The organism is Streptomyces sp. NPDC051214 (assembly GCF_040682375.1).
Lineage (GTDB): Bacteria > Actinomycetota > Actinomycetes > Streptomycetales > Streptomycetaceae > Streptomyces.
On record NZ_JBFBAT010000004.1, the window covers coordinates 354591 to 380349 of the forward strand.

Annotated in this window: 20 protein-coding genes and 1 pseudogene; 11 read left to right on the forward strand and 10 right to left on the reverse strand. The window is 70.9% G+C overall.

Annotated features, from left to right (window positions below; translation table 11 throughout):
- Positions 1-100: 100 nt before the first annotated feature.
- The 3 genes from AB0M70_RS12835 to AB0M70_RS12845 all read left to right on the forward strand — a co-directional run bounded on the left by AB0M70_RS12835 (position 101) and on the right by AB0M70_RS12845 (position 3494).
- The gene (locus AB0M70_RS12835) at positions 101-904 is read left to right on the forward strand and encodes a DUF4142 domain-containing protein (protein ID WP_365819398.1); all 804 of its coding nucleotides are present in this window, start codon (positions 101-103) and stop codon (positions 902-904) included.
- A 101-nt stretch (positions 905-1005) separates the two neighbouring features.
- Positions 1006-1767, forward strand: a complete 762-nt coding sequence (locus tag AB0M70_RS12840) for a TIGR04222 domain-containing membrane protein (RefSeq protein ID WP_365819400.1) — start codon at positions 1006-1008, stop codon at positions 1765-1767.
- A gap of 107 nt (positions 1768-1874) precedes the next feature.
- Positions 1875-3494 (forward strand): alpha/beta hydrolase, encoded by a 1620-nt coding sequence (locus AB0M70_RS12845; RefSeq protein WP_365819402.1) that lies wholly within the window; start codon positions 1875-1877, stop codon positions 3492-3494.
- Here the strand turns inward: AB0M70_RS12845 and AB0M70_RS12850 are convergent, their stop codons facing one another.
- From AB0M70_RS12850 to hemG, 3 genes are all read right to left on the reverse strand, one after another.
- Complete coding sequence (locus AB0M70_RS12850) at positions 3495-3869, reverse strand: RNHCP domain-containing protein (RefSeq protein WP_365819404.1); 375 nt, start codon at positions 3867-3869, stop codon at positions 3495-3497. It abuts the gene before it with no gap.
- 161 nt (positions 3870-4030) lie between these two features.
- On the reverse strand, positions 4031-4750 hold the full coding sequence (gene hemQ / locus AB0M70_RS12855) for a hydrogen peroxide-dependent heme synthase (RefSeq protein WP_365819406.1): 720 nt from the start codon (positions 4748-4750) through the stop codon (positions 4031-4033).
- A gap of 4 nt (positions 4751-4754) precedes the next feature.
- On the reverse strand, positions 4755-6206 hold the full coding sequence (hemG, locus tag AB0M70_RS12860; RefSeq protein ID WP_365819408.1) for a protoporphyrinogen oxidase: 1452 nt from the start codon (positions 6204-6206) through the stop codon (positions 4755-4757).
- 141 nt (positions 6207-6347) lie between these two features.
- On the opposite strand from hemG, the gene AB0M70_RS12865 reads away from it, so the two are divergent.
- Entirely contained in the window at positions 6348-7295 is a 948-nt protein-coding gene (locus AB0M70_RS12865; RefSeq protein WP_365819410.1) for a DUF4349 domain-containing protein, read from the forward strand.
- Positions 7296-7420: 125 nt separating this feature from the next.
- Positions 7421-8803, forward strand: a complete 1383-nt coding sequence (locus AB0M70_RS12870) for an FAD-dependent oxidoreductase (protein WP_365819412.1) — start codon at positions 7421-7423, stop codon at positions 8801-8803.
- A gap of 132 nt (positions 8804-8935) precedes the next feature.
- Here AB0M70_RS12870 and hemE read toward each other — a convergent pair whose 3' ends face one another.
- Complete coding sequence (hemE, locus tag AB0M70_RS12875; RefSeq protein ID WP_365819414.1) at positions 8936-10009, reverse strand: uroporphyrinogen decarboxylase; 1074 nt, start codon at positions 10007-10009, stop codon at positions 8936-8938.
- Between the two features lie 122 nt (positions 10010-10131).
- Here hemE and AB0M70_RS12880 point away from each other — a divergent pair, with 122 nt between their 5' ends.
- From AB0M70_RS12880 to AB0M70_RS12900, 5 genes are all read left to right on the forward strand, one after another.
- The gene (locus tag AB0M70_RS12880; RefSeq protein ID WP_365819416.1) at positions 10132-10800 is read left to right on the forward strand and encodes a DUF3000 domain-containing protein; all 669 of its coding nucleotides are present in this window, start codon (positions 10132-10134) and stop codon (positions 10798-10800) included.
- 291 nt (positions 10801-11091) lie between these two features.
- The gene (locus AB0M70_RS12885) at positions 11092-11754 is read left to right on the forward strand and encodes a response regulator transcription factor (protein ID WP_160507754.1); all 663 of its coding nucleotides are present in this window, start codon (positions 11092-11094) and stop codon (positions 11752-11754) included.
- A 78-nt stretch (positions 11755-11832) separates the two neighbouring features.
- A complete protein-coding gene (locus AB0M70_RS12890) occupies positions 11833-13104 on the forward strand; it encodes a ribonuclease D (protein ID WP_365819418.1) in 1272 nt (423 codons plus the stop codon).
- A gap of 168 nt (positions 13105-13272) precedes the next feature.
- Positions 13273-14499, forward strand: a complete 1227-nt coding sequence (locus AB0M70_RS12895; RefSeq protein WP_363209849.1) for an acetyl-CoA C-acyltransferase — start codon at positions 13273-13275, stop codon at positions 14497-14499.
- Positions 14496-16637 carry a 3-hydroxyacyl-CoA dehydrogenase NAD-binding domain-containing protein gene (locus AB0M70_RS12900; protein ID WP_365819420.1) on the forward strand — a complete coding sequence of 714 codons (2142 nt, stop codon included), beginning with the start codon at positions 14496-14498 and terminating at the stop codon, positions 16635-16637. Before AB0M70_RS12895 ends, AB0M70_RS12900 begins: the two co-directional genes overlap by 4 nt.
- A gap of 73 nt (positions 16638-16710) precedes the next feature.
- Here the strand turns inward: AB0M70_RS12900 and AB0M70_RS12905 are convergent, their stop codons facing one another.
- Positions 16711-17832 carry a hypothetical protein gene (locus AB0M70_RS12905; RefSeq protein ID WP_365819422.1) on the reverse strand — a complete coding sequence of 374 codons (1122 nt, stop codon included), beginning with the start codon at positions 17830-17832 and terminating at the stop codon, positions 16711-16713.
- A 79-nt stretch (positions 17833-17911) separates the two neighbouring features.
- On the opposite strand from AB0M70_RS12905, the gene AB0M70_RS12910 reads away from it, so the two are divergent.
- Positions 17912-18283: an NTP pyrophosphohydrolase gene (locus AB0M70_RS12910; protein ID WP_365819823.1), complete on the forward strand. Its 372-nt coding sequence runs from the start codon at positions 17912-17914 to the stop codon at positions 18281-18283.
- On the opposite strand, the pseudogene AB0M70_RS12915 reads toward AB0M70_RS12910, so the two are convergent.
- The 5 genes and pseudogenes from AB0M70_RS12915 to AB0M70_RS12935 form a co-directional block, all read right to left on the reverse strand.
- Positions 18277-19740 (reverse strand): annotated as a pseudogene (locus tag AB0M70_RS12915) (glycosyltransferase family 39 protein); the annotation flags it as partial. The gene AB0M70_RS12910 and the pseudogene AB0M70_RS12915 sit on opposite strands and share 7 nt — an antisense overlap.
- 84 nt (positions 19741-19824) lie before the next feature.
- The gene (locus tag AB0M70_RS12920) at positions 19825-21324 is read right to left on the reverse strand and encodes an amino acid permease (RefSeq protein ID WP_365819424.1); all 1500 of its coding nucleotides are present in this window, start codon (positions 21322-21324) and stop codon (positions 19825-19827) included.
- 146 nt (positions 21325-21470) lie between these two features.
- A complete protein-coding gene (dxs, locus tag AB0M70_RS12925) occupies positions 21471-23405 on the reverse strand; it encodes a 1-deoxy-D-xylulose-5-phosphate synthase (RefSeq protein WP_365819426.1) in 1935 nt (644 codons plus the stop codon).
- Between the two features lie 200 nt (positions 23406-23605).
- Entirely contained in the window at positions 23606-24898 is a 1293-nt protein-coding gene (locus AB0M70_RS12930; protein ID WP_365819428.1) for a sugar ABC transporter permease, read from the reverse strand.
- A complete protein-coding gene (locus AB0M70_RS12935; RefSeq protein ID WP_363209857.1) occupies positions 24895-25683 on the reverse strand; it encodes an ATP-binding cassette domain-containing protein in 789 nt (262 codons plus the stop codon). The genes AB0M70_RS12930 and AB0M70_RS12935 overlap by 4 nt, the downstream gene beginning before the upstream one ends.
- Between the last annotated feature and the right edge of the window lie 76 nt (positions 25684-25759).

The window sequence follows — 25759 nt, forward strand, 5'->3', positions numbered from 1 at the left end:
CGATGCCCCTTACCCGTACGGCAGTTGACGTACTCCTCGCCGTATGGCGCAGGTCCCTCTCTGTGGCGCACTAACGTGCGGTGCCGCAACAGGAGGCGTCATGCGATCCATCAACGGCACCGGCCTCATCGTCGCGGGGCTCGTCGCGACGCTGGCCGCGCTGCTCTTTCCCGTCTGGTCGTACGAGGACAGGTCGGGCACCGGCCAGGACCTGCTCGACGCGGACACCGTGTCGACGGAGTTCGGCCCGCTCTCCGCGCTCGACCGGGACTTCATCACCAAGGTGCGGCTCGCGGGCCTCTGGGAGCTCCCCGCGGGACAGCAGGCCGAGGCCCGCGGCACCACCAAGGCCGTGCAGACGGCGGGCGAGCACCTCGTCGAGGGCCATACGTTCCTGGACGCGCGCGTACGCGAGGTGGCGACGCAGCTCAACATGGAACTGCCCAACCAGCCGACCGCGCAGCAGCGCGGCTGGCTCGACGAGATGAGCGACGCGAACGGCGGCGCGTACGACGAGAAGTTCGCCAACATCCTGCGCGCCGCCCACGGCAAGGTCTTCTCGGTGGTCGCCGAGGTCCGCGCGACCACCCGCAACTCGCTGGTGCGCGCCCTCGCGGACGACGCGAACACCACGGTCCTCGACCACATCACGGTCCTCGAAGGGACGGGCCTGGTCGACTTCGACGATCTGGCGCGCGACGCGGCATCGGCGGGCCCCGTCCCGGCGACCCGCTCCCCCGCCCCGCCAGGACCGACCGAGTCCCCCGCCCCGGCGACCCCGGTCTCCCCCTCCCCCACCTTCTCGCTCCCCCCACCCGCCTCCCGCCCCAAGCCGAAGGAGGAGGGCAAGGGACCGACGAGAGAGGGCGAGGAGCGCGGCAAGGAACGCGGTAAGGAGAAGTAGCAGCCCCCGCAGCGAAGCGGAACGTTACGTACCCGCTATCCCGCGTCCGCATGCTGAATAACCCATGGCGCCACCCCCGCCCCCTCGCATAGAACACCGGCATGTTCTGGCTTCCGCTCCTTATCGTGGCCTGGGTCGCGACGGGACTGTCGTGCACCCGGCTCTGCCTCACCGCGTACCGCGCCGCCCGGCCCGGCGCGACCCCGGGGCAAGGCCATGAACTGACGCTCTACGAAGCCGCGTTCCTCTCCGGCGGGCCCACCCGCGTCACCGACCTCACCCTGGTGTCGATGGCCCGCGCCCGGCGCCTGCTGCTCGCGCACACCGGCTGGGCGACGGTCGTCGACCCGGTGGGCGGCGACGACATGGAGCGGTCCGTGCTCGGCGCGATAGGGCCGGGCGGGCAGTCACCGATAGCGCCGGTGCGCCGCGCGGCGGCCGGCACCGACGCGATGCGCGCCCTCGCCGACCGCCTCGTCACGGCGGGACTCGCCCTGCCGGAAGGCACCTGGTCGGGGGTCGCGGGAGCGGTCAGGCAGGTGCGGGCGGCCGCGGCCGCGGTGATCGCGCTCGGCGCCGTCGCACTGCTGATGCCGGCCCAGGAATCGCGAGGAGAGGCGCACGTCGCGCTCTGGTTCACGCTCGCCCTGGCCCTGAACGCGGGCTGCCTGGCCGTCGCCCGCTTCGAGATCCACCCCTACCCGCGCTGGGCATCCCCCGCGGGCCAGCTCCTGCTGAGCGCGCTGCCCGCGCGCGGCGGCTCCGACCTCACCGCCGTCGCCGTACGCGGCACCCGCGCCCTGTCCGACCCGGAACTCCGCGCGGCCTTCGCGCACCAGGACACGGCGCATCGGAGTCATTGAGCCCGACACGCCCGACACCGGCGGGGCGGTGCTTTACTTCACCCATTACCAAACGAATCATCCCTTTTGTTCGAGCAACGCACGGCCGAATGAAGGGATGAAGAGCGATGAGAGCAGCAGCCGCCCTCTACGGAACCGCCGGATCCTTGGTCCTGACCGCACTCGTCGCCGCCCCCACGGGAAGCGCGTCCGCGGCCGACACCACCCCGTACCCGGAAACACAGGGCACCCAGATCGCCGCCCAGCGCGCGCAGGCCGCCGGTCTGCGCTTCGCCGCCTGCCCGAAGGCCGAGGGCCTGCCCCCCTCGGTCAAGTGCGCCACGGTCACCGTGCCGCTGGACTACGCGGACCCCAGCGGCAAGCAGATCAGACTGACCGTCAGCCGCACCAAGGCCACGGAACGGGCCGAACCGCGGCGCGGCAAGTCCGTCAAGCGGCAGGGTGCCCTCGTGTTCAACCCGGGCGGCCCCGGCGGCTCCGGCATGTACTTCCCGATGGTCGGCATGCTCCCCGAGTGGAAGCGCATCGCGGCGGCGTACGACCTCGTGGGCTACGCCCCGCGCGGTGTCGGCCGCTCGGCGCCGATCTCCTGCCAGGACCCCAAGGAGTTCGCCAAGGCCCCCACGCAGTCACCGACCCATCCCGACACCGCGTACAAACTGGAGCGCGTCAAGCAGGCGAAGGCGTACGCGGAGGGCTGCGTCAAGCGCTCCGGCAAGGCGGTGCGGCACTACACGAGCCTGAACAACGCCCGTGACCTGGACGTGCTGCGGGCGGCGCTCGGCGAGAAGAAGCTGACCTTCATGGGCGCCTCGTACGGCACCTACTTCGGCGCGGTGTACGCCTCGCTCTTCCCCTCGCACGTGCGCCGCATGGTCTTCGACTCGGCGGTCAACCCCGACCCCGCGCAGATCTGGTACCGCAACAACCTCGACCAGTCCGCGGCCTTCGAGCGCCGCTGGGCCGACTTCCGCGCCTGGGTGGCCAAGCACGACAAGACGTACCACCTGGGCACGACACCCGAAGCGGTGCTGCGCAGCTACGAGAAGGTGCGCGACCAGCTGGCGGCCAAGCCCGCGGGCGGCACGGTCGGCCCCGGCCAGCTGCAGTCGGCCTTCCTCCAGGCCGGGTACTACGACGACTACTGGCCGGCGCGCGCATCGGCGCTCTCGGCGTACGTGAAGGGCCATCCGAAGCAGCTGATCGAGCAGGCCGCGCCCGAGCCGAAGGCGGCCAAGGAGCAGGAGAACGGCAACGCCGTCTACACCGCGGTCGAGTGCAACGACGCGTCCTGGCCGACGGACTTCAAGACCTGGAACCGCGACAACTCGATGCTCGCGCGCGTCGCGCCTTTCGAGACCTGGGACAACGCCTGGATGAACCTGCCGTGCGCCTACTGGCCCGAGACCCGCAGGCAGCCCCTGGACGTCCGCGCCACGGCGGACGAGCTCGCCCCGACGCTGATCCTGGCCGCCGAGCGGGACGCGGCGACCCCGTACGAGGGCGCACTGGAGCTGAACCGCAGACTGGGCGGTTCGGTCCTGGTGACCGAGCGCGACGCCGGCACGCACGGCATCGGCGCCGGGCCCAACAAGTGCGTCAACGGCCACATGGAGGCCTACCTCCTCGAGGGCAGGCTCCCCGTGGGGCGCGCGGCGTGCGCACCGCACAAGGAGCCCCAGCCGCTGTCCGGCGCGCGGGCGGCGGCTCTCCCCGAGAAGCACTGACTACAGGGCGCCGAGACGCTCCAGCGGGAACGGCGGCTGGGCCAGCGGGCGCACCGCGAGCCGGGTGAGCGGCAGGGCGTTGTCGTCGCCCGCCGTGCGGTTGGCGTGCAGGACACCGCAGTGAATGCAGCGATGGACGAGGACCCATTCGCCGTCTCCGCGTACGGAGATGGCGAGGGGTTCCATCCGGGCACCGCAGTCCGCGTCCCGGTCGCCCGGGGTGTCGTCGAGATGACGGCTCCACAGGCAGTTCGGGCAGTGGTTGCGGTGGTCGGTGCCGGGGGCGGTCATCGATACGTCGAGACCGCACTGCAGGCAGCGGAAGGACTGGGCGCGCGCCTCAGTGCGGGCCCGCCGGGAGGTGTTGCGGGACATGGGGTGGATGACTCCAGTGCGTCGCGGAATGGGCTGGCTTCGAGCTGATCCGCGGGGCCCTGGGCATACATTCACCGTTCTCTCTGTCCTTGGCTTCGACCTCTCGATGAAACCCGCACCGGACAGGGCGCGGCAACCGAATTAACGGCGCTCCGAATGAATTAGGCGAGGCCCGCCACGAGGTCCGCCACGGACTTGCGGCGGCCGGTGTAGAACGGCACCTCTTCGCGGACGTGCATGCGGGCCTCGGAGGCGCGCAGGTGCCGCATCAGGTCGACGATGCGGTACAGCTCGTCGGCCTCGAAGGCCAGCATCCACTCGTAGTCGCCGAGGGAGAACGAGGCGACGGTGTTGGCGCGCACGTCGGGGTAGCCGCGGGCCATCATGCCGTGGTCCTTGAGCATGCGGCGACGGTCCTCGTCGGGCAGCAGGTACCAGTCGTAGGAGCGCACGAAGGGGTAGACGCTGATGTAGTTGCGCGGCGTCTCGTCGGCCAGGAAGGCCGGGATGTGCGACTTGTTGAACTCGGCGGGGCGGTGCAGCGCCATGTTCGACCAGACCGGCTCCAGGGCGCGGCCCAGCTTGGTGCGCCGGAAGAGGTTGTAGGCCTCCTGCAGCTCGTCGGAGGTCTCGGCGTGCCACCAGATCATGACGTCGGCGTCGGCGCGCAGGCCCGACACGTCGTACGTGCCGCGGACGGTGATGTCCTTGGCGGCGAGCTGGTCGAACAGCTCCTGGACCTCGTCGGCGTAGCCCGCGCGGTCCTCGGGCAGCAGGTCCTTCAGCTTGAAGACGGACCACAGCGTGTAGCGGATGACCTCGTTGAGGTCCTTGGCCTTCTTGCCCGCGTTCGGGCTCTTGGCGGGGGCGTCGTCACTCATGGCCCTATTCTCCTCCGCCGCCGTGCAGACTCTGCACCGGGTTGGCGGTGAGCTCCTGCACACCGGCCAGGTCGCCGCCCAGCTGGTCGACGGCGGCGTAGGCGCTCGCGATGCACGCGGGGATGCCCACACCGTCGTACGCCGCTCCGCACACCGCGAGGCCGGGCAGCTTGCTCACGTGCTCGCGGACGCGGGCCACGCGCGCGTGGTGGCCGACGGGGTACTGCGGCAGGCCGTCGTGCCAGCGGGTGACGCGGGTGGCGACGGGCTCGGCGTCCAGGCCGGTGGCCGCGCGCAGGTCGTGCCGGGAGAGCTCGATGAGCTCGGAGTCGTCGCGCTTGAGGATCTCCGTCTCGCCGTACCGGCCCACCGAGGTGCGCAGCACAAGGAGGTCGGGGTCCTCGTCGGCGATCCAGCCCCACTTGCGTGACGCGAAGGTGGACGCCTTGATGGTGTGCCCGTCGACGGGCGGCACGAGAAACCCGCTGCCTTCGGGGAGGTCGGTCTCGCTGCGGCGGTAGGCGAGGGTCATCAGGGCCATGGAGGCGTACTCGACACCCGCGAGCTCGGCCGCGGCGGCGGGGGCCTCGGCCTTGAGGAGCCAGGACGCGTCGCGGGCGGGGGTTGCCAGGACTACGGCGTCGGCCTCCAGGAAGTAGTCGTCGACGAATACTTCCCAACCGTCGGGCGTGTGGCGCAGGCCGTGCACATGACTCCTGAGCACGATCTCGCCGCCCCGCGCTCGCACCGAATCCGCGACGGCGAGCGGCAGTTGGCCGACGCCGCCCTCGATGCCCATGAAGACGGGCCCGGTCTGCTGGTTCCGCGCGGCCCTGGCCTGGATGGCGCGCACGCCCTCCGTGAGGGAGTCGTGGGCGCGGGCCGCCTCGAAGAGCTGCGGGACCGCCGAGCGCATCGAGATGCGGTAGGCGTCGCCCGCGTACACCCCGCCGAGCAGCGGTTCCACGAGGCGGTCGACGACCTCGCGGCCGAGGCGGGCGGCCACGTACGCGCCGACCGCGACGTCGTCGCCGACCTCGGTGGGCGGCAGGTCACGGTCCTGCTCGATCCGCCGAAGCCCCTCGTCGGACAGCACTCCGGCCAGCGCCGACGCGTCGCCGGGCACGCCCATGACGTGGCCCTTGGGCATCGGGCGCAGGGCTCCGCGGGTCCAGATCGCCGCGGTCGCCGTGGCGGGCGGCTGGAGCCGGTCGGTCAGGCCCACCTCGCGGGCGAGGGCGACGGCCTCGGGGCGGCGGGCCAGCATCGACTCGGCGCCGAGGTCGACGCGGACGCCCTCGATCTCGCCGGGGAGCAGCTTGCCGCCGAGCCGGTCGGAGGCTTCCAGGACGGTCACGCGGGCGCCGGTGCCGAGCAATCGGTGGGCGGCGGCCAGTCCGGCGATCCCGCCGCCGATGACTACGACATGGCCCGTACGTGTGTCCGTTTCGCGCATGACTCCACTCTACGAGTCGTCCGCCACGCGTCGCGCGAGTCCCGACCGTGACCCCATCGGGACCGGTCGGCAACCATCGTTCTGCCCCTCCCCGGCGTCAAAGGAGCATCAGTCACCACGACACTCGGGGGGTACGTCGAGATGCACGCGTCAAGGGAAACCAGGTCGAGGCACCGCACGGTCCAGGCGCTCTCGGCCCTCCTGCTCGCCGTCGCCCTCGCGCTCACCGGGTGCACCGCGGGCGGCGACTCCAGCGACTCCGGCGGCGACGGCGACAAGGCGGCGGGCGCCGCCCGCGAGGACGCGTACGCGTCGGGCAGTAAGGACGACAAGGGGGTGGGCGGCGGCAGCCAGGCGGACAAGTCCGGCAAGAAGAAGCCGCCCGAGCTCACCGGCACCCACGTCATCCGCACCGCCACCCTGACCGTCCGCGTCAAGGACGTGCCGAAGGCCCTGGACGAGGCCCGCGCCGTGGCCGTCGACGCGGGCGGCGTCGTCGGCGACGAGACCACGGACCGCGACGGGCGCGGCCACGAGCGCTCCCGCGTCGTGCTGCGCGTCCCGCAGGACCGGTACGAGGACGTCCTGACGTCGCTCGAAGGAACCGGCAAGCTGATCGAACGCAAGGCCAAGGCGCAGGACGTGACCGATCAGGTCGTCGACGTCGAGAGCCGGATCAAGTCGCAGCGGGCGAGCGTGGCGCGGGTGCGGGAGCTGATGGACAAGGCGACGAAGCTGAGCGATGTGGTCACCCTGGAAGGGGAGCTGAGCTCCCGTCAGTCGGAGCTTGAGGCGCTGCTCGCCCGGCAGTCCTCGCTCAAGGACCGTACGAGCATGTCCACGATCACGCTGTCGCTCAGCGAGACGGCGGTGAAGAAGGCGGACACGGACGACGACCCCACGTTCGTGGACGCGCTGTCCGGCGGCTGGAGTGCCTTCGTGACGATGCTGCGCTGGGTGGCCGTGGCCCTCGGCGCGATCCTGCCGTTCGTGGCGGTGGCGGCCCTGCTGTTCCTGCTGTGGCAGCGGCTTGTTCGGCCCCGACTGGCGCACCGCCCTGCCGTGAACGCGCAGGGAGACGACGACTGAGCGTGTCGTGCCCCGTAAGGGGCGCGGGGCCGTGACACGTGCGGCTCCGCCGCGCGGGCGCGACCAGCCACAACGGGCCCGCAGGTTTGACACTGCTCTGCCGGCGCAGCGCCTAGCGTGTCCGCATGAGGAGCGCGAAGGAACGACTGGTGATCATCGGGGGCGACGCGGCGGGGATGTCCGCCGCGTCGCAGGCACGCAGGCTCAAGGGCCCTGAGGAGCTGGAGATCGTCGCGTTCGAGCGCGGCCACTTCACCTCGTACTCGGCCTGCGGCATCCCCTACTGGGTCGGCGGCGACGTCCCCTCCCGGGACGAGCTGATCGCGCGTACGCCCGAGGAGCACCGGGCCCGCGACATCGACCTGCGGATGCGTACGGAGGTCATGGAGATCGACGTCGAGGGCGCCCGGGTCCGCACCCGGGACCTGGAGTCCGGCGCGGAGTCCTGGACGGCGTACGACAAGCTCGTGATCGGCACCGGCGCCCGGCCGGTGCGCCCCTCCCTGCCCGGCATCGACGCCCCCGGGGTGCACGGCGTACAGACCCTGGACGACGGCCAGGCGCTCCTGGACACCCTCGCCCGCACGCCGGGCCGCAGGGCGGTCGTCATCGGCGCCGGCTACATCGGCGTGGAGATGGCCGAGGCCCTGATCCAGCGCCGGTACCAGGTCACGGTCGTCAACCGCGGCGCGGAACCGATGTCGACGCTCGACCCGGACATGGGCCGCCTCGTCCATGACGCGATGTCCGGCATGGGCATCGAGATGGTGAACGGCGCCGAGGTCACCAAGATCCTGACCGGTGACGACGGCCGGGTCAGGGCGGTGGCCACCGAGGACGCCGAGTATCCGGCGGACGTGGTGGTGCTCGGCATCGGCGTGCGCCCCGAGACGGAGCTCGCCCGCGCGGCGGGTCTTCCGCTCGGTGAGTACGGCGGGCTGCTCACGGATCTCGCGATGCGGGTGCGGGGCCACGAGAACATCTGGGCGGGCGGCGACTGCGTGGAGGTGCTCGACCTGGTCTCGGGCCACGAGCGCCACATCGCGCTCGGCACGCACGCCAACAAGCACGGCCAGGTCATCGGCTCGAACGTGGGCGGGGGTTACGCGACGTTCCCCGGTGTCGTCGGCACGGCCGTAAGCAAGGTCTGCGACCTGGAGATCGCCCGCACCGGCCTGCGCGAGAAGGAGGCGCGGGCGGCGGGACTGCGGTACGTGACGGTGACCATCGAGTCGACGAGCCGCGCGGGCTACTACCCCGGGGCGGCCGTGATGACCGTGAAGATGCTCGCCGAACGCCTCTCGGGACGGCTGCTCGGCGTCCAGATCGTCGGCCGCGAGGGTGCGGGCAAGCGCGTGGACATCGCCGCCGTGGCCCTGACGGCCCGGATGACGGTGGACCAGATGACGGCGCTCGACCTCGGCTACGCACCGCCGTTCTCCCCCGTGTGGGACCCGGTCCTGGTGGCGGCGCGCAAGGCGGTCGCGGCGGTGCGGGCGGCGGACTGAGCGCGCGAGGGGCGGGTCCGCACCGCGGACACGCCCCCTCCCCCGCTCCTCACCCGTCACATTCAGGCGAGATTTTCAGCCAACTACGAACCGATCCCGAAACGACTGCGAGACGACCGCGAAACGACTTCGTCAGCGTGCGGTCCGCGTGTGGACATGCTCGACGAGCCGCGTCAGGGCGTCGGGGTCCGTGGTCGGCAGGACACCGTGGCCGAGGTTGAAGATGTGCCCCTCGAGGCCCGCGGCGGCGTCCAGGACCTCGTCCGTCTTGGCCTCGATCGCCTCCCGCGTGGAGAAGAGGACCGCCGGGTCGAGGTTGCCCTGAAGGGCCTTGCCGGGACCGACCCGCCGCACGGCCTCGTCCATCGGCACGCGCCAGTCGACGCCCATCACGTCGGCGCCCGCCTCGCCCATCAGACCGAGCAGTTCGCCCGTACCGACACCGAAGTGGATGCGCGGGACGCCGTACGAGGCCACGGCGTCGAAGACCTTCTGCGAGGCGGGCATCACGGAGCGGCGGTAGTCGGCGGGGGCAAGGGCGCCCACCCACGAGTCGAAGAGCTGCACGGCGCTCGCGCCCGCCTCGATCTGCACCTTGAGGAAGGCGCCGGTGATCTCCGCGAGCCGGTCGAGCAGGTCGGCCCACAGCTGCGGGTCGCCGTACATGAGCGCCTTGGTGTTCTCGTGGTTACGGCTCGGACCGCCCTCGACCAGGTAACTCGCGAGAGTGAAAGGCGCTCCGGCGAATCCGATGAGCGGGGTCGACCCCAGCTCGGCCGTCAGCATGCCCATCGCCTCGGTCACGTAACGCACGTCGTCCGGCGTCAGGTCCCGCAGCTGGGCGAGGTCGGCGCGCGAGCGGATGGGGTTCGCGACGACCGGGCCGATGCCCGGCTTGATGTCCAGGTCGATGCCGATGGCCTTGAGGGGGACCACGATGTCGCTGAAGTAGATCGCCGCGTCGACCTTGTGGCGGCGCACCGGCTGCAGCGTGATCTCCGTGACCAGCTCCGGCATCATGCAGGACTCCAGCATGGCCGTGCCCTCGCGCACCTTGCGGTACTCGGGAAGTGAGCGCCCCGCCTGCCGCATGAACCAGACCGGCGTGTGCGGCACGGGCTCACGCCTGCAGGCCTTCATGAAAGCGGAGTCGTACGTCGCTGCGTTCTGCTGGCCCGCGGGGCTCTGACTGTTGTTGGCACTCACGCGGAAAGTCTCGCACGGGCCCGCGCACCCCCCTGCCCCGAGGGACACCCTGCCTTGACCGGGGCCCCTCCGACGGGTGTCTCTCCCTGCGCGAAGCCGCCGTTCCCCTTAATCTTCCCCGCATGGCTGCGGCTCAAGGACAACGGTCGGACGGCGCTGGCGAGATGGAAAGTACGGAGGGGAAGGTGGCGGATTCGGCTCCGTTGCCCTTTCGCGCGGCGGTCGACGCGCTGCGGGGGGCACGGCTTCGGCCCGAGATCGAGATCGACCCGACGCGGCCGCCACAGCGCCTCGCCCCCCACGCGTACGCCCTGGAGGCGGCGGTGGTCGAGGGCGACGAGGATCTGGCGGACGGACGGCTCGTCCTGCTGCACGATCCGGCGGGACATGACGCCTGGCAGGGCACCTTCCGCCTCGTCACGCTCGTCCGCGCGGAGCTGGAACCGGAGATGGCGGCGGATCCGCTGCTCCCCGAGGTCTGCTGGTCCTGGCTGACGGGCGCGCTGCAGGCGCGCGGTCTGGCCTGCGACGAGCCGAGTGGCACCGTCACGCGGGCGGGCTCGCACTACTTCGGCGGGCTCGCCGAGCGGCCGCCCGCGTCGCAGATCGAGATCCGGGCGTCGTGGACGCCGCGCGAGGGGAACGGCGGGGTGCCGGACACGGCGGCGCATCTCGCGGCGTGGTGCGATCTGCTCTGCCAGATCGCGGGACTGCCGCCGGTGAACCAGGGGCACGGCGGCGACGGCTCCGTGGTGTCGCTGCCGCAGCGACGGGGGCCGCAGACGCCGTGACGGGCGCCGGGGTGCGGCCCCGGGCAACACCGAACGGGCTCGAACGGGCCCGAACGGGTACTGGACCGACACGGGACGATCACGCGGATGAGCGATTCTGAACGACTGCGATTCGGGTTGATCTTCGGATGATCGATCGCATGTCCGAATCGCCCGAATTGTTACTCACCAAATCGTGATCATTCTCTAAAGGCGGGCGGGTTTGATGCCGAAGAGGTTGGTGACCTTGAAAGCACGGTTCGTCCCGGCTTCATCCCCGAGCCGGTTCAGTCCCGCACCCCAGGAGGCCTGGTGTCCGTTCTCCTCGAGCAGCCCGCAAGCCTGGTCGCCTACCGCCCGAACAAGCCGACCGCCATGGTCGTCGTGGCCGACCCGCGCGTCCGCTCCACCGTCACCCGCCACCTGTGGGCCCTCGGTGTTCGCGACGTGATCGAGGCCTCGTCGATCGCGGAGGCTCGTCCCCGCATCGGCAACCCCCGTGACATCTGCGTCGCAGACGTCCACCTCCCCGACGGCTCCGGCCTGACGCTCCTATCGGAAACCCGCGCGGCGGGCTGGCCGAACGGCCTCGCCCTCTCCGCCGCCGATGACATCGGTGCCGTACGCAACGCCCTCGCGGGCGGCGTCAAGGGCTACGTCGTCACCGGCACCCGCAACAACGTCGGTCTCCCCACCCGCCCCGGCGCCGCGCCCATCGGCTCGGCCGCCGCCCGAATGCACCGCCGCCCGCCGGGCGCACCCAGCCACCCCGGTGGCTACCGAGAGCTGTCCGGCCGTGAGGTGGAGGTTCTCCGCCTCGTCGCGGAGGGTCAGTCGAACAAGGCCATCGGTGTCTCGATGGGGCTCTCCGCCCTGACCGTGAAGAGCCACCTCGCCCGCATCGCGCGCAAGCTCGGCACGGGTGACCGCGCCGGGATGGTGGCGGTGGCCCTGCGCACCGGAATCATCCACTGACTCATTTACACCCCTCGTGCGCCCGTCGACGGAACGTTCCGTCGACGGGCGCTGTGCATACACAGATACCCTTGACAGGTGACCGACGCCCAAGAGACCGCAGCAGACAGCTCACTGCGAACCACCGGAGGCGGCCCTCCGGACGACGTCGAAACGGCGCCGATCCCTTTGGACGAGCCGCGTGATGGCATCCCCCCGGTGGTCGCCGACGAGACCGCCCTCGCAGAGGTGATCGCCGCGTTCGCGGCAGGCAGTGGCCCCGTGGCCGTGGACGCCGAACGTGCGTCCGGCTATCGGTACGGCCAGCGTGCCTACCTCGTGCAGCTGCGCCGTGAAGGCGCGGGCAGCACCCTGATCGACCCCGTCGCCTGCCCCGACCTCTCGGGGCTCGGCGAGGCGATCTCCGGAGCCGAGTGGGTCCTCCACGCGGCCACGCAGGATCTTCCCTGCCTCCGCGAAATAGGCATGATCCCCACCAGCATCTTCGACACGGAGCTCGCGGGGCGCCTCGCGGGATTCCCCCGGGTCGGCCTCGGCGCGATGGTCGAGGGCGTGCTCGGCTTCGTCCTGGAGAAGGGCCACTCGGCCGTCGACTGGTCGACGCGCCCGCTGCCCGACCCCTGGCTTCGCTACGCGGCGCTCGACGTCGAACTGCTCGTGGACCTGCGCGACGCCCTGGAGAAGGAGCTCGACCGGCAGGGCAAGCTGGAGTGGGCCCGCGAGGAGTTCGACGCGATCTCCTCCGCGCCGCCGGCGCCGCCGCGGGTCGATCCCTGGCGGCGTACGTCGGGCATGCACAAGGTGCGGCGCCGTCGCCAGATGGCGGTCGTACGGGAGCTGTGGACCGCGCGCGACAAGGTGGCCCAGCGGCGTGACGTGTCGCCCGGCAAGGTGCTCAGCGACGGCGCGATCGTGGAGGCGGCGCTGGGGCTTCCGCCCAACGTGCACGCGCTCTCCGGGCTCACCGGCTTCGGGCACCGCATGGGGCGCCGTCAGCTGGAGCAGTGGCAGGCCGCGGTGGACCGGGCCAAGGCCCTGCCCGACTCCGAGCTCCCGCAGCCCGGAGCGGCCGTTTCCGGGCCTCCGCCGCCCCGCTCCTGGGCGGACCGCGACCCGGCCGCCGCGGCCCGCCTCTCGGCGGCGCGGGCGGCTGTCTCCGCCCTGGCGGAGGAGCTGAACATGCCTCAGGAAAACCTGATCACTCCGGACACGGTCCGACGCGTCTGCTGGGAGCCGCCGGCTGAGGTGAACCCGGAGACGGTGTCCGAAGCCCTGGCCGCACATGGAGCACGCCGCTGGCAGATCACACAGGTGACGCCGGCGCTGGTCACGGCGCTCGGTTCGGGGTGAGCCGGGGGGCCGTTGTGGTGGCGGGAACCGCACCGCCCCCCAGCCCGAGTGTGACCTTCGCAACCCCGTAGCAGTCCGCGGCAGCCCTTGGCCGCGTAGTTACCGGCAAGTAGCATGGGGTGCGGAAGCGCGCCGGCCGGCGCACCCGCACCCTGGAGGAGAGCCATCGTGCCTCGTACCGTCAGGGACGTCGTCTTCGTTGATGGCGTCCGCACCCCGTTCGGCAAGGCGGGCCCGAAGGGCATCTACCACGAGACCCGTGCGGATGACCTGATCGTGAAGGCCATCCGGGAGCTCCTTCGCCGTAACCCGGCCCTCGACCCCGCCAAGATCGACGAGGTCGCCATCGCCGCGACCACGCAGATCGGCGACCAGGGTCTGACGCTGGGCCGCACTGCCGGCATCCTGGCGGGCCTGCCCCAGTCCGTGCCGGGTTACTCCATCGACCGCATGTGTGCGGGCGCGCTGACCGCCGTGACGGCGACCGCGGGCTCCATCGCGTTCGGTGCGTACGACGCCGTCATCGCCGGTGGTGTCGAGCACATGGGCCGCCACCCCATGGGTGAGGGCGTCGACCCGAACCCGCGGTTCGTGAGCGAGAAGCTCGTCGACGAGTCCGCCCTCTTCATGGGCATGACCGCCGAGAACCTGCACGACCGGTACCCGACGATCACCAAGCAGCGTGCCGATGAGTACGCCGTGCGCTCGCAGGAGAAGGCCGCCAAGGCGTACGCCAACGGCAAGATCCAGCAGGACCTCGTGCCCGTCTCCGTACGGCGGACCAACGAGGAGGCCGGTGAGACCGGTTGGGGTCTTGCAACCGCTGACGAGCCGATGCGGCCGGGTACGACTCTGGAGAGCCTTGCCGGGCTCAAGACGCCGTTCCGTACGCACGGACGCGTCACCGCCGGTAACGCCGCGGGCCTCAACGACGGCGCCACCGCGTCGATCATCGCCTCCGAGGACTTCGCCCGGGAGAACAACCTCCCGGTCAAGATGCGGCTCGTCTCGTACTCCTTCGCGGGTGTTGAGCCCGAGGTCATGGGCTACGGGCCCATCCCGGCCACCGAGAAGGCTCTTGCCCAGGCCGGGCTCTCCATCTCCGACATCGGTCTCTTCGAGATCAATGAGGCCTTCGCCGTGCAGGTGCTCGCCTTCCTGGAGCACTACGGCATCGCGGACGACGACACCCGCGTGAACCAGTACGGCGGCGCCATCGCGTACGGCCACCCCCTCGCCTCCTCCGGCGTGCGTCTGATGACGCAGCTGGCGCGGCAGTTCGAGGAGCAGCCGGACGTCCGCTACGGCCTGACCACGATGTGCGTCGGCTTCGGCATGGGCGCCACCGTCATCTGGGAGAACCCGAACCACAAGGACGCCGGAGGCGACAAGTGAGCAGCTCCACCAGCTCCACCACGGAGCTTCTGAAGGGCGCGGCCGAGCTGTTCCCCGACGAGGTCGTCACGCAGGCGCACGTTCGCCACCTCGACCTGCCCGCGGGCGCCGGGCGCTTCGCGCTCATCACGCTCGACAACGGCTTCGACCACACCAAGCCGACCACCTTCGGTCCTGGCTCGCTCGCGAACCTGAACGCCGCGATCGACCAGGTCGAGAAGGAGGCGGCCGAGGGCACGATCGTCGGCGTCGGTGTCACCGGCAAGCCGTTCATCTTCGCCGTCGGCGCCGACCTCAAGGGCGTCGAGATCCTCAAGCGCCACGAGGACGCGCTCGCCATCGGCAAGGGCGGTCACGAGGTCTTCAAGCGGCTCTCCGGACTCGCCGTCCCCTCCTTCGCGTACTACAACGGTGCCGCGATGGGCGGTGGCGTCGAGGTCGGTCTGCACTGCTCGTACCGCACCGTCTCCAAGGCGCTCCCCGCCTTCTCGCTGCCCGAGGTCTTCCTCGGTCTCGTACCGGGCTGGGGCGGCTGTGCGCTGCTTCCGAACCTGATCGGTGCGGACAAGGCCGTCTCGGTCATCATCGAGAACTCGCTCAACCAGAACCGTCAGCTCAAGGGCAAGCAGGTCTTCGAGCTCGGCATCGCCGACGCGCTCTTCGAGGGTGCGGACTTCCTTGAGCAGTCGCTGGTCTGGACGGCCTCCGTCCTCAACGGCTCGGTCGAGGTCGTCCGTCCCGAGATCGACCGTGGCGAGGGCTGGGACGCCGCCGTGGCGCGTGGCCGTGGCATCGCGGACTCCAAGGTGCACGGCGCCGCTCCGGCCGCCTACCGCGCCCTGGAGATCATCGAGGCCGCCAAGGACGGCGACCTGCAGAAGGGCTTCGACGCCGAGGACAAGGCGCTCGCCGACCTCATCATGGGCGGCGAACTGCGCAGTGGCATCTACGCGTTCAACCTCGTCCAGAAGCGCGCCAAGCGCCCGGCGGGTGCGCCGGACAAGAACCTGGCGCGTCCGGTCACCAAGGTCGGCGTCGTCGGTGCCGGTCTGATGGCCTCGCAGCTCGCCCTTCTGTTCCTGCGCCGTCTCGAGGTGCCGGTCGTCCTGACCGACATCGACCAGGCGCGCGTCGACAAGGGCGTGGGCTACGTCCACGAGGAGATCGACAAGCTCCTCCTCAAGGGCCGCGTCAACCAGGACAAGGCGAATCGCCTGAAGGGGCTCGTCTCCGGCGTGCTCGACAAGGCCGAGGGCTTCTCCGACGCCGACTTCATCATCGAGGCCGTCTTCGAGGAGATCGGCGTCAAGCAGCAGGTGTTCGCGGAGGTGGAAGCCGTCGCTCCGGCGCACGCCATCCTCGCCACCAACACCTCCTCGCTGTCCGTCTCCGAGATGGCGTCGAAGCTGAAGCACCCCGAGCGGGTCGTCGGCTTCCACTTCTTCAACCCCGTCGCGATCCTCCCGCTCCTGGAGATCGTGCGCGGCGAGCAGACGGACGACGCCTCGCTTGCGACGGCCTTCGGTGTCGCCAAGAAGCTGAAGAAGACCGCGGTCCTGGTGAAGGACGCCCCGGCGTTCGTCGTGAACCGCATCCTCACCCGCTTCATGGGCGAGATCCAGAACGTCATCGACGAGGGCACCCCGGTCGCCGTCGCCGAGAAGGCCGTCGAGCCGCTCGGCCTGCCGATGTCGCCGCTCGTGCTCCTTGAGCTGGTCGGTCCGGCCATCGGTCTGCACGTGTCGGAGACCCTGAACCGCGCCTTCCCGGAGCGCTTCACGGTCTCGCCGAACCTCGCGGCGGTCGTGAAGGCCGGCAAGCGCGGCTTCTACGTCTACGACTCCGGCAAGCCGGAGCTGGACCCCGAGGTCGCCGCTCTCCTCAAGCAGGGCGACACCGTCCTGACCGAGGAGCAGACCCGCGACCGCGTGCTCGACGCCGTGGCGCAGGAGATCGGCCTCATGCTCGACGAGGGTGTCGTCGCCGAGGCGCAGGACATCGACCTGTGCCTGATCACCGGCGCCGGCTGGCCCTTCCACCTGGGCGGCATCACGCCGTACCTGGACCGTGAGGGTGTCAGCGAGCGCGTCACCGGCAAGCGGTTCCTGGCGCCGGGCGTGGCCAGCGTTCCCGCGTAACACCTCCGCATACGGGCGATGCCCGGCCACCCGAAAGGGCGGCCGGGCATCGCCCGTTTCTGCGGTCGTCCGGCTATACGCGCGTCCACGCGCCGAGCGCGAGCCCCGACTCCGCCTTCTGCCGCGCCAGACGCAGCGTGCCGTCGAGGCCGATGGTCGCCATGACCACGCGGCCCTGCGCGTCCAGCGCCAACGCCGGGGAGCCCAGGCAGGGTTCGCCGGTGGCGGCCCACCAGGCGCCCGCCTGCTCGTCCTGGGTGGGGTAGGCCGCGATGACCGGGCGGCCGTCGGCGCCCCGGTGGGCGAGGACCGTGCAGTCGTGGCCCTCTATCGTCGCGCGCAGGGCGGCCGTGGGGCCCGTCTCCGGGGTGCCGCCGAGCGGTCGCGCGTCCTCGTCGTCCGAGCGGTGCGCGAGGACACCCTTGCCGCGGATGTCGGTGGCGTAGTACGTGAGGCGGTCCTGGGCCGTCTCCAGGGCCGTGCCCGAGCCGGGGGCCGGGGGCAGCGGGATGTCGTCGGTGCGCTGGAAATCGGCGCCCTGCTTCTCCTGGGTCCAGTGCAGCGTCTTGTTCTCGGCCGGGCCGAAGACCTCCACGCGGCCGGTGGAGGTGGCGAGCGCCGTGATGCCGTCAAGGACCTCGCGGACCTTGAAGTCCTTCCAGCCCTCCCACTTGCCGCCCTTGCCCTCGCGCCGCAGCCGGACACTGTTCACCGCGTCGCGCACGAAGACGTGGACCGTGCCGGAGGCGTCCACGGCGGCGGTCGGGGCGCCGAGGTGCGGGGCGCGCTCGACCATCTTGGTGTGCGGGTTGCCGAGCGAGCGCCAGTCCATGAGCGGGCGGCCCGACTGGTACTGGACGGCGTGCACGACGTCCACCTCCGTGCCGCCGCCGTCCTTGGGCACCTTGCGCAGGGCGACGAAGTGGACGTACCCGTCGGCGCCCTGGGCCAGGGTCAGGTGCGTCAGGTGCGGTGTCTCGAAGAGGTCGGGGCCCGTCCAGTCGGGGCCGCCGGGGCGGGTCTCCGTCCAGCGCAGCAGGCCGTCCGCCGAGCGGGCGTAGGCGGTGAGCCTGCCGTCCTTGCCGCGCAGCAGCCAGCGGGCGGTCGCGAGGGTGCCGCTCGCCACGTGGACGGCGGCGGAGGCCGTCGGGCGGGAGGCTTCCCGCTCGGGCCTGGGGGCGGACCTCTGCGGCATGACTCGGCGCGGACCTTCCTGTGGGCGTGCGTTTCTCCGGCTCGATCAGTCTACGTTTGCGGTGTGCCAGGGTGGCGCCATGAGAACTCTGCTCGTCGTGGACGCCGCCAACGTCGTCGGCTCGGTGCCCGACGGCTGGTGGCGCGACCGGCACGGGGCCGCCGAGCGGCTGCGGGACCGGCTCGTCGCGTACGCCGACGAGGGCATCGCGGGGCATCCGGGGCCGCTGGACGTCGTGCTCGTCGTCGAGGGCGCCGCCCGGGGTGTCGAGTCCGTCGAGGGCGTACGCGTGGTCCCCGCACCCGGCAGCGGCGACGACCGCATCGTGGAACTGGCCGCCGAGGCCGAGGGCCGCCCGTGCGTGGTGGTCACGGCCGACCGCGAGCTGCGGCGCAGGGTGGGCGCGTACGGGGCACTGTCGGTGGGCCCCCGAACGGTGCGGGACGCGTAAACCACCGCTCCCCCCACCCGCGCCACCGGCTCGTACCCGACGGCGAGGGCACGGCGCAGTGACGGCAGCCGGTCCGGGGTGAACGGTTTGCCTCGGGAGTCGTCGACGATGATCGCCGGTGGGTGCTCGGTCAGTTCGCGGCGGAAGACCTTCCACGAGCCCTCGACCGCGTATCTCTGGCCCACCTGCGGCCCGTTCCTGCCGCCGCTGTAGTTGGTGAGCAGGCCCGCGGTGAGGTAGCGGCTCGCGGGAGGGCGGTCGGCGAGCCAGTACGCCTCCGGGTGTATCCCCCAGAAGAGCACCTTGTCCTGGGGTGACGTCAGCCCCCGGACGGTCTCCGCGAGGCGCGTGGCGTGCGCCAGTTCGGGGCGCGGCGCCAGCATCCCCCAGGTCAGGAAGAGCGCGCACGCCGCCGCCGAGACCGAGAGCGCCGTCCACGTGCGCTCACGGGGCAGGATCTGCAGCGCCGCCGTGCCCAACAGGGCGAGGGGCGGCGTCAGTTGCAGGTAGTAGTGGCCGAAGAAGTGGAAGCCGACGAGGACGGCTCCCGCCGATGAGGCGAGCCAGAGCCACAGCTCCGTCGAGCCGGTGCGGGCGATGCGCAGGACCCGTACGACGGGCGGGATGATCCCGGCGCAGGCCACGGCGAGGATCGCCGCGTTGGTCAACCCGCGTGACAGCACGTGGAGTTCGGAGCCCGTGAAGGAGGCGTACGCGCCCGACCCCGTCACCGTCCAGAACAGGAACCCCGCGGGATCGGTGACCGCGGCCACCGCGAGGACGGGCCCGCACAGCCCGATCCCCAGGCGCAGCACGTCCCTTCGGGCGCCGCCCGCCTGCCACAGCAGCCACACCACCGGCACGAGGACCGCTCCCCCGGTCTGCTTGACCAGGAACGCGCAGGCCACCGCCGCGCCCGCCGCTCCCCAGCGGCGCCGGTCCGCGCACCAGAGGGCGGCCGCGGTGCACGGCAGCATGAAGACCTCGAAGGTGGCCGCCTGGGCGTCCTCGGGGTTCAGGCCGACCGAGACGAGGAGGTAGAGCACGCCCGCCGTACGGCCCGCGCCGTCGCCCCAGCGGCGCCTGGCGACGCAGACGAGGAGGACGGCGGTCAGGAGCTGGGCCGCGACCGCGAGCACTTTCAGCGGAATCAGCGTCGCGTCGCCGAAGAGCGCGAACGCCGCCTCGTACAGCCAGGGGACGAGCGGCGGCTTGCGGTCGACGACGGTTTCGTAGAGCTCTCCCCCGTCGGCCAACATCCTTGCCTGGACGGCGAGATAGCCCTCGTCCGGGCTCCACAGCGGCCACCGGAAGGAGGGCACGCGGGTGACGCAGGCCAGTGCGGCGAGGAGCGGCAGCAGACGCGGCCAGTACGGCGCGGGGGCCTGCTCCGTGCGCGGGCGCGGCAGCCGCGGAGCGTGTACGGAGTGTGGTGACGCGGAGGGCTCGGCGAGCATGAGGTGCACGCTATCCGGCCCCGCAGTTCCCGTCGGATCGGGACATACGGGGCCGGACGATTGGCCGGAAGTCGACCGATGCGATTACTGGACGTCACCGGTCTGCTGCGTGCCCTGCCGGCCGAGCCGGCTGTGCGTGCGCCCGTACACGAAGTACACGACGAAGCCGAGCGCCATCCAGATGCCGAACCGCAGCCAGGTCTCGGCGGGCAGGTTCAGCATCAGCCACACCGAGGCCGCCACCGAGAGGATGGGCACCAGCGGCACCAGCGGGGTGCGGAAGGCGCGAGGCAGGTCGGGGCGGGTGCGGCGCAGGATGATGACGCTCAGGGCGACCACGACGAAGGCGAAGAGGGTGCCGATGTTCACCAGCTCGGCGAGTTCGTCGAGGCTGGTGAAGCCCGCCAGGATCGCGATGAGGACACCGAGCAGGATGGTCGGGCGGTGCGGCGTGCGGTACTTCGGGTGGACGTGCGAGAAGAACCGGGGCAGCAGTCCGTCGCGGCTCATCGCGAAGAAGACGCGGGTCTGGCCGAGCAGCAGGATCATGCAGACGGTGGTGAGGCCGACGGCGGCGCCGAAGCTGATCACACCGCCGTAGAAGGGATGCCCGGTGGCCTTGAACGCGTCGGCGAGCGGGGCGTCCACGGACAGTTCGCTGTAGTGCTGCATGCCCGTGACGACGATCGACACGGCGACGTACAGGACGGTGCAGATGAGGAGCGACCCGAGGATGCCGCGCGGCATGTCCCGCTGGGGCAGCTTGGTCTCCTCGGCCGCGGTCGCCACGATGTCGAAGCCGATGAAGGCGAAGAAGACGATGGAGGCGGCCGTGAAGATGCCGAGGACACCGAAGTTGGTGGGCGCGTAGCCGAACATCAGCTGGATGAGCGGCGAATCGATGCTGTTGCCCGCGGTCACTTCCTGGGCCTTGGGGATGAACGGCTTGTAGTTGTCCGTGTCGATGAAGAAGGCGCCCGCGATGATGACGATCAGGACGACGGCCACCTTGATGGCGACGATGACCGTGGTGACGCGGGCGGAGAGCTTCATCCCGAGGACCAGGACGACCGTCAGGACGAGCACCAGCGCGGTGGCGAGGATGTCGAAGCTGAAGCCATCGGCGGCATCGGGCCCGGAGAGCGCCGCGGGCAGCTCCCAGCCCGCGTTGTCCATCAGCGAGCGCACATAGCCGGACCAGCCGACGGCGACCACCGCGGTGCCGAGCGCGAATTCGAGCACCAGGTCCCAGCCGATGGTCCAGGCGGGCAGCTCACCGAGCGAGGCGTACGAGAAGGTGTACGCCGATCCGGCCACCGGCACGGTGGAGGCGAACTCCGCGTAGCAGAGCGCCGCGAGGGCGCAGACGACACCGGCGACGGCGAAGGCGATCGCGGTGGCGGGCCCCGCGGTCTCCTTGGCCACCGCCCCGGTCAGCACGAAGATGCCGGTGCCGATGACGACGCCGACGCCGAAGACCGTGAGATCGAGGGCGGACAGCGACTTCTTGAGCGCGTGCTCCGGCTCCTCGGTGTCCTTGATGGACTGCTCGATGCTCTTCGTTCTGAAAAGGCTGCTTGCCACGGACGTACCTCCACGCTTGTCGTCCTCGACATGATCGAGAGGGCGAGTACCCCGTTGGCCGTGGCGCGAGCCTATTCACGCGAATGGGCCGGTTCCACCACCCGTACAGGGTGTCGGAACCGGCCCATCGGCGGTGCTCGTTGACGTCAGTCGCGCGCGGGCTCCCCCGCCTCGACGGAGTCCACGGCGGCCGTGCGCTCGTACCGGCCGTCGAGCTTGGCCACCAGACCGGTCACCTGGCGGGAGATGTCCGGGGCCGTCAGGCCGATCTCGGCCAGGATCTCCTTGCGCGATGCGTGGTCCAAGAAGCGCGGCGGGATGCCGAAGTCACGCAGCGGTACGTCGACGCCCGCGTCCCGCAGGGCCTGGGAAACGGCCGAACCGACGCCGCCCGCGCGGGAGTTGTCCTCGACGGTGACGACCACGCGGTGCTGCTCGGCGAGCGGGGCGAGCGCCTCGTCGACGGGCTTGACCCAGCGGGGGTCGACGACCGTCGTCGTGATGCCCTGCTTGTTCAGGAGGTCGGCGATCTCCAGGCACATCGGCGCGAGCGCGCCCACGGAGACGAGCAGCACGTCGGGGCGGTTGGTGCCCGCCTTGCGCAGGACGTCCATGCCGCCGACCTTGCCGACGGCCTTGACCGCCGGGCCGACCGCGCCCTTGGAGTAGCGCACGACGGTCGGGGCGTCGTCGACCTCGACGGCCTCGCGCAGCTGGAGGCGGACCTGGTCGGCGTCGCGCGGGGCGGCGATCCGCAGGGTCGGCACGCACTGCAGGATCGACATGTCCCACATGCCGTTGTGCGAGGCGCCGTCCGTGCCGGTGACGCCCGCGCGGTCCAGGACGAAGGTGACACCGCACTTGTGCAGGGCCACGTCCATCAGGAGCTGGTCGAAGGCGCGGTTGAGGAACGTGGCGTACACCGCGAAGACGGGGTGCAGGCCGCCGGTGGCCAGGCCCGCCGCCGAGGTGGCGGCGTGCTGCTCGGCGATGCCCACGTCGTAGACCCGGTCGGGGAACTCCTCGGCGAACTTCTTCAGGCCCACCGGCTGGAGCATGGCGGCGGTGATCGCGACGATGTCCTCGCGCTCGCGGCCGAGCTTGACCATCTCCTCGCCGAAGACGGACGTCCAGTCCATGCCGGAGGCCGAGATCGGCAGGCCGGTGTCGGGGTGGATGACGCCGACGGCGTGGAAGTGGTCCGCCTCGTCCTCCAGGGCGGGCTTGTAGCCGCGGCCCTTCTCGGTGATGCAGTGCACGATGACCGGGCCGCCGAAGCGCTTGGCGCGCGTCAGGGCGGACTCCAGGGCCTCGATGTCGTGGCCGTCGATCGGGCCGACGTACTTCAGGCCGAGGTCCTCGAACATGCCCTGCGGGGCGATGAAGTCCTTGAGGCCCTTCTTCGCGCCGTGCAGCGTCTCGTACAGGGGCCTGCCGACGACCGGGGTGCGCTCGAGGAAGTCCTTGCCGCGGGCCAGGAAGCGCTCGTAGCCGTCCGTGGTGCGCAGGGTCGCCAGGTGGTCCGCGAGGCCGCCGATGGTCGGGGCGTACGAACGCTCGTTGTCGTTGACGACGATCACCAGGGGGCGGTCCTTGGCGGCGGCGATGTTGTTCAGCGCCTCCCAGGCCATGCCGCCGGTGAGTGCGCCGTCACCGATGACGGCGACGACGTGGTCGTCCTTGCCCTGGACCTCGTTGGCCTTGGCGAGGCCGTCGGCCCAGCCGAGGACCGTCGAGGCGTGCGAGTTCTCGATGATGTCGTGGTCGGACTCGGCGCGCGAGGGGTAGCCGGAGATGCCGCCCTTGGTGCGCAGCTTGCCGAAGTCCTGGCGGCCGGTGAGCAGCTTGTGCACGTAGCTCTGGTGGCCGGTGTCGAAGAGCACCTTGTCCTGCGGGGAGTCGAAGACCCGGTGCATGGCGATCGTGAGCTCGACCACGCCGAGGTTGGGGCCGAGGTGGCCGCCGGTCTTGGACACTGCGTCGACGAGGAAGGCGCGGATCTCGCCGGCCAGCTGGTCCAGCTCCTCCGGGCTGAGCCGGTCCAGATCGCGCGGTCCCCTGATGCGGGTCAGCAGCGGCACCCGTGCCTCCTTGCAGTAGAGCTGTTCAAGCGTTGACCGGATTGTTGCCGGGCCTGTTGAGTCTAATGTTCCGCCGTCGCGGACGGCGTCCGGGCCGTGAGTTCCGCGTCACGCGATCGGCGGTGTCCGACCCCGCACAGAGAGCTGCCCGGCACCGCTTCTTTGCGGTGCCGGGCAGCTCTGCTCTGGGTTCTGGCAGGTCAGGCGCGGCCTGCCGTCTTCTGGGTCTTGCGCGTCACGGAGTCGATCACGACCGTGGCGAGCAGTACGCCACCGGTGATCATGTACTGCACCGGCGTCGCGATGCCTTCGAGCGCCAGGCCGTACTGGATCGAGGTGATGACCATGACACCCAGGAGGGCGTTCCAGGTGCGGCCGCGGCCACCGAAGAGGCTGGTGCCGCCGATGACGGCCGCCGCGATGGCGTTCATCAGGAGGTCACCGGTGCCGGCGCCCTGGTTGGCCGCGGCGATCTTGGAGGCCATGAAGAGGCCGCCTGCCGCCGCGAACGTACCGGCGATGGCGTAGACCGACGTACGGATCAGGGTGACGTTGATGCCCGCGCGGCGGGACGCCTCGACGCTGCCGCCGAGGGCGAAGACCTTGCGGCCGTAGCCGGTGCGGCGGAGCACGAAGTCGGTGCCGACCAGGACCACCAGGAAGATCACCAGGGCGAGGGGCAGGCCCTTGTACTGGTTGAACATGATCGCGGCGGCGAAGGCCACCACGGCCAGGACCACGGTCCGGACGATGATCTCGCTCAGCGGCCTGGACGGGACACCGGCCGCCTCGCGGCGGCGGCTGTCCAGGAAGGAGGAGAGGAAGAAGGCCGCGACCGCGACGATCGCGAGGCCGTAGGCCGCGGCGACGTCCGTGAAGTAGTACGAGGTCAGCTTGGCGATCAGGCCTTCGGAGTCCAGGTTGATCGTGCCGTTGTCACCCAGGATCTGGAGCATGAAGCCTTGCCAGAACAGCAGGCCGGCCAGGGTGACGGCGAACGCCGGAGCGCCGATGCGCGCGAAGAAGAAGCCGTGGATGGTGCCGATCACGGTGCCGGAGAGGACGGCGACGATCAGCGCGATCCACTCGGGCGCACCGTGCGTGACGGCGAGCACGGCGGCGACCGCGCCCGCGACACCGCTGACCGAGCCGACCGACAGGTCGATCTCGCCGAGCAGCAGCACGAAGACGATGCCGACGGCGATCATGCCGGTGCCGACCATGGCGACGGAGATGTTGCTGAGGTTCTCCGCGGTCATGAAGCGCGAGTTCATCGAGGCGAAGATCGCCCAGATGATGATGAGGCCCGCGACGACCGGGATGGAGCCCAGGTCACCGGCGCGCATCTTCCGCTTGAACTCGGTGATGTAGCCCGCGAAGCCCTGCTCGCGGACGAGGAGGCGCGGGTCCACCGCGGTGACGGCGTCGGCGGCGGCCGCCGGGGCGTCGACGGGCGCGTCGCCGGGCGTGGAGGTCTTGTCGATGCTGCTCACTTCTGGGCCTCCCCATTGCGCGCCGCGCGACGGGTCACGGCATTGTCCGTGGCGCCCGTGATGGCGGAGATGATCTCTTCCTGCGAGGTGGACTTCACGTCGAAGACGCCGTTGTTCCGGCCGAGCCGGAGCACCGCCACCTTGTCCGCGACGGCCTTGACGTCCGCCATGTTGTGGCTGATGAGAATGACCGCGTGGCCACGCTCGCGCAGCCGCTCCACCAGGTCGAGGACCTGGGCGGTCTGCTCCACGCCGAGTGCGGCGGTGGGCTCGTCGAGGATGACGAGCTTGGGCTCGCCGAGCATCGAGCGGGCGATCGCCACCGTCTGGCGCTGACCGCCGGAGAGCGAGGCGATCGGGATGCGGACGCTGGGTATGCGGATCGACAGCGTGGTGAGGAGCTCGCGGGCGCGGCGCTCCATCTCGACCTCGTTGAGCACACCGCGCCTGCGCAGCTCACGACCGAGGTAGAGATTGCCGACGACGTCGATGTTGTCGCACAGCGCGAGGTCCTGGTAGACGGTCGCGATGCCCAGGTTCTGGGCGTCGTGCGGCTTGTTGATCGATACGGCCTTGCTCTCCCACTCGATGACGCCGTCATCGATGGGATGCACGCCGGCGATCGTCTTGACCAGCGTGGACTTTCCTGCGCCGTTGTCGCCGACCAGGGCGACCACCTCACCGGCGTGGACCTCAAGCTCGACGTCGGTGAGCGCCTGGACGGCACCGAATCGCTTGGAGACCCCGCGCAACGCCAACACGGGCGTAGCGGACACGTGAACCATCTCCTTCGCCGCCTGACCGGCGGGAGGTTGAACAGAAGAGAACGAGAAGAACGGGAAGAGCGAGAAGAACGAAATG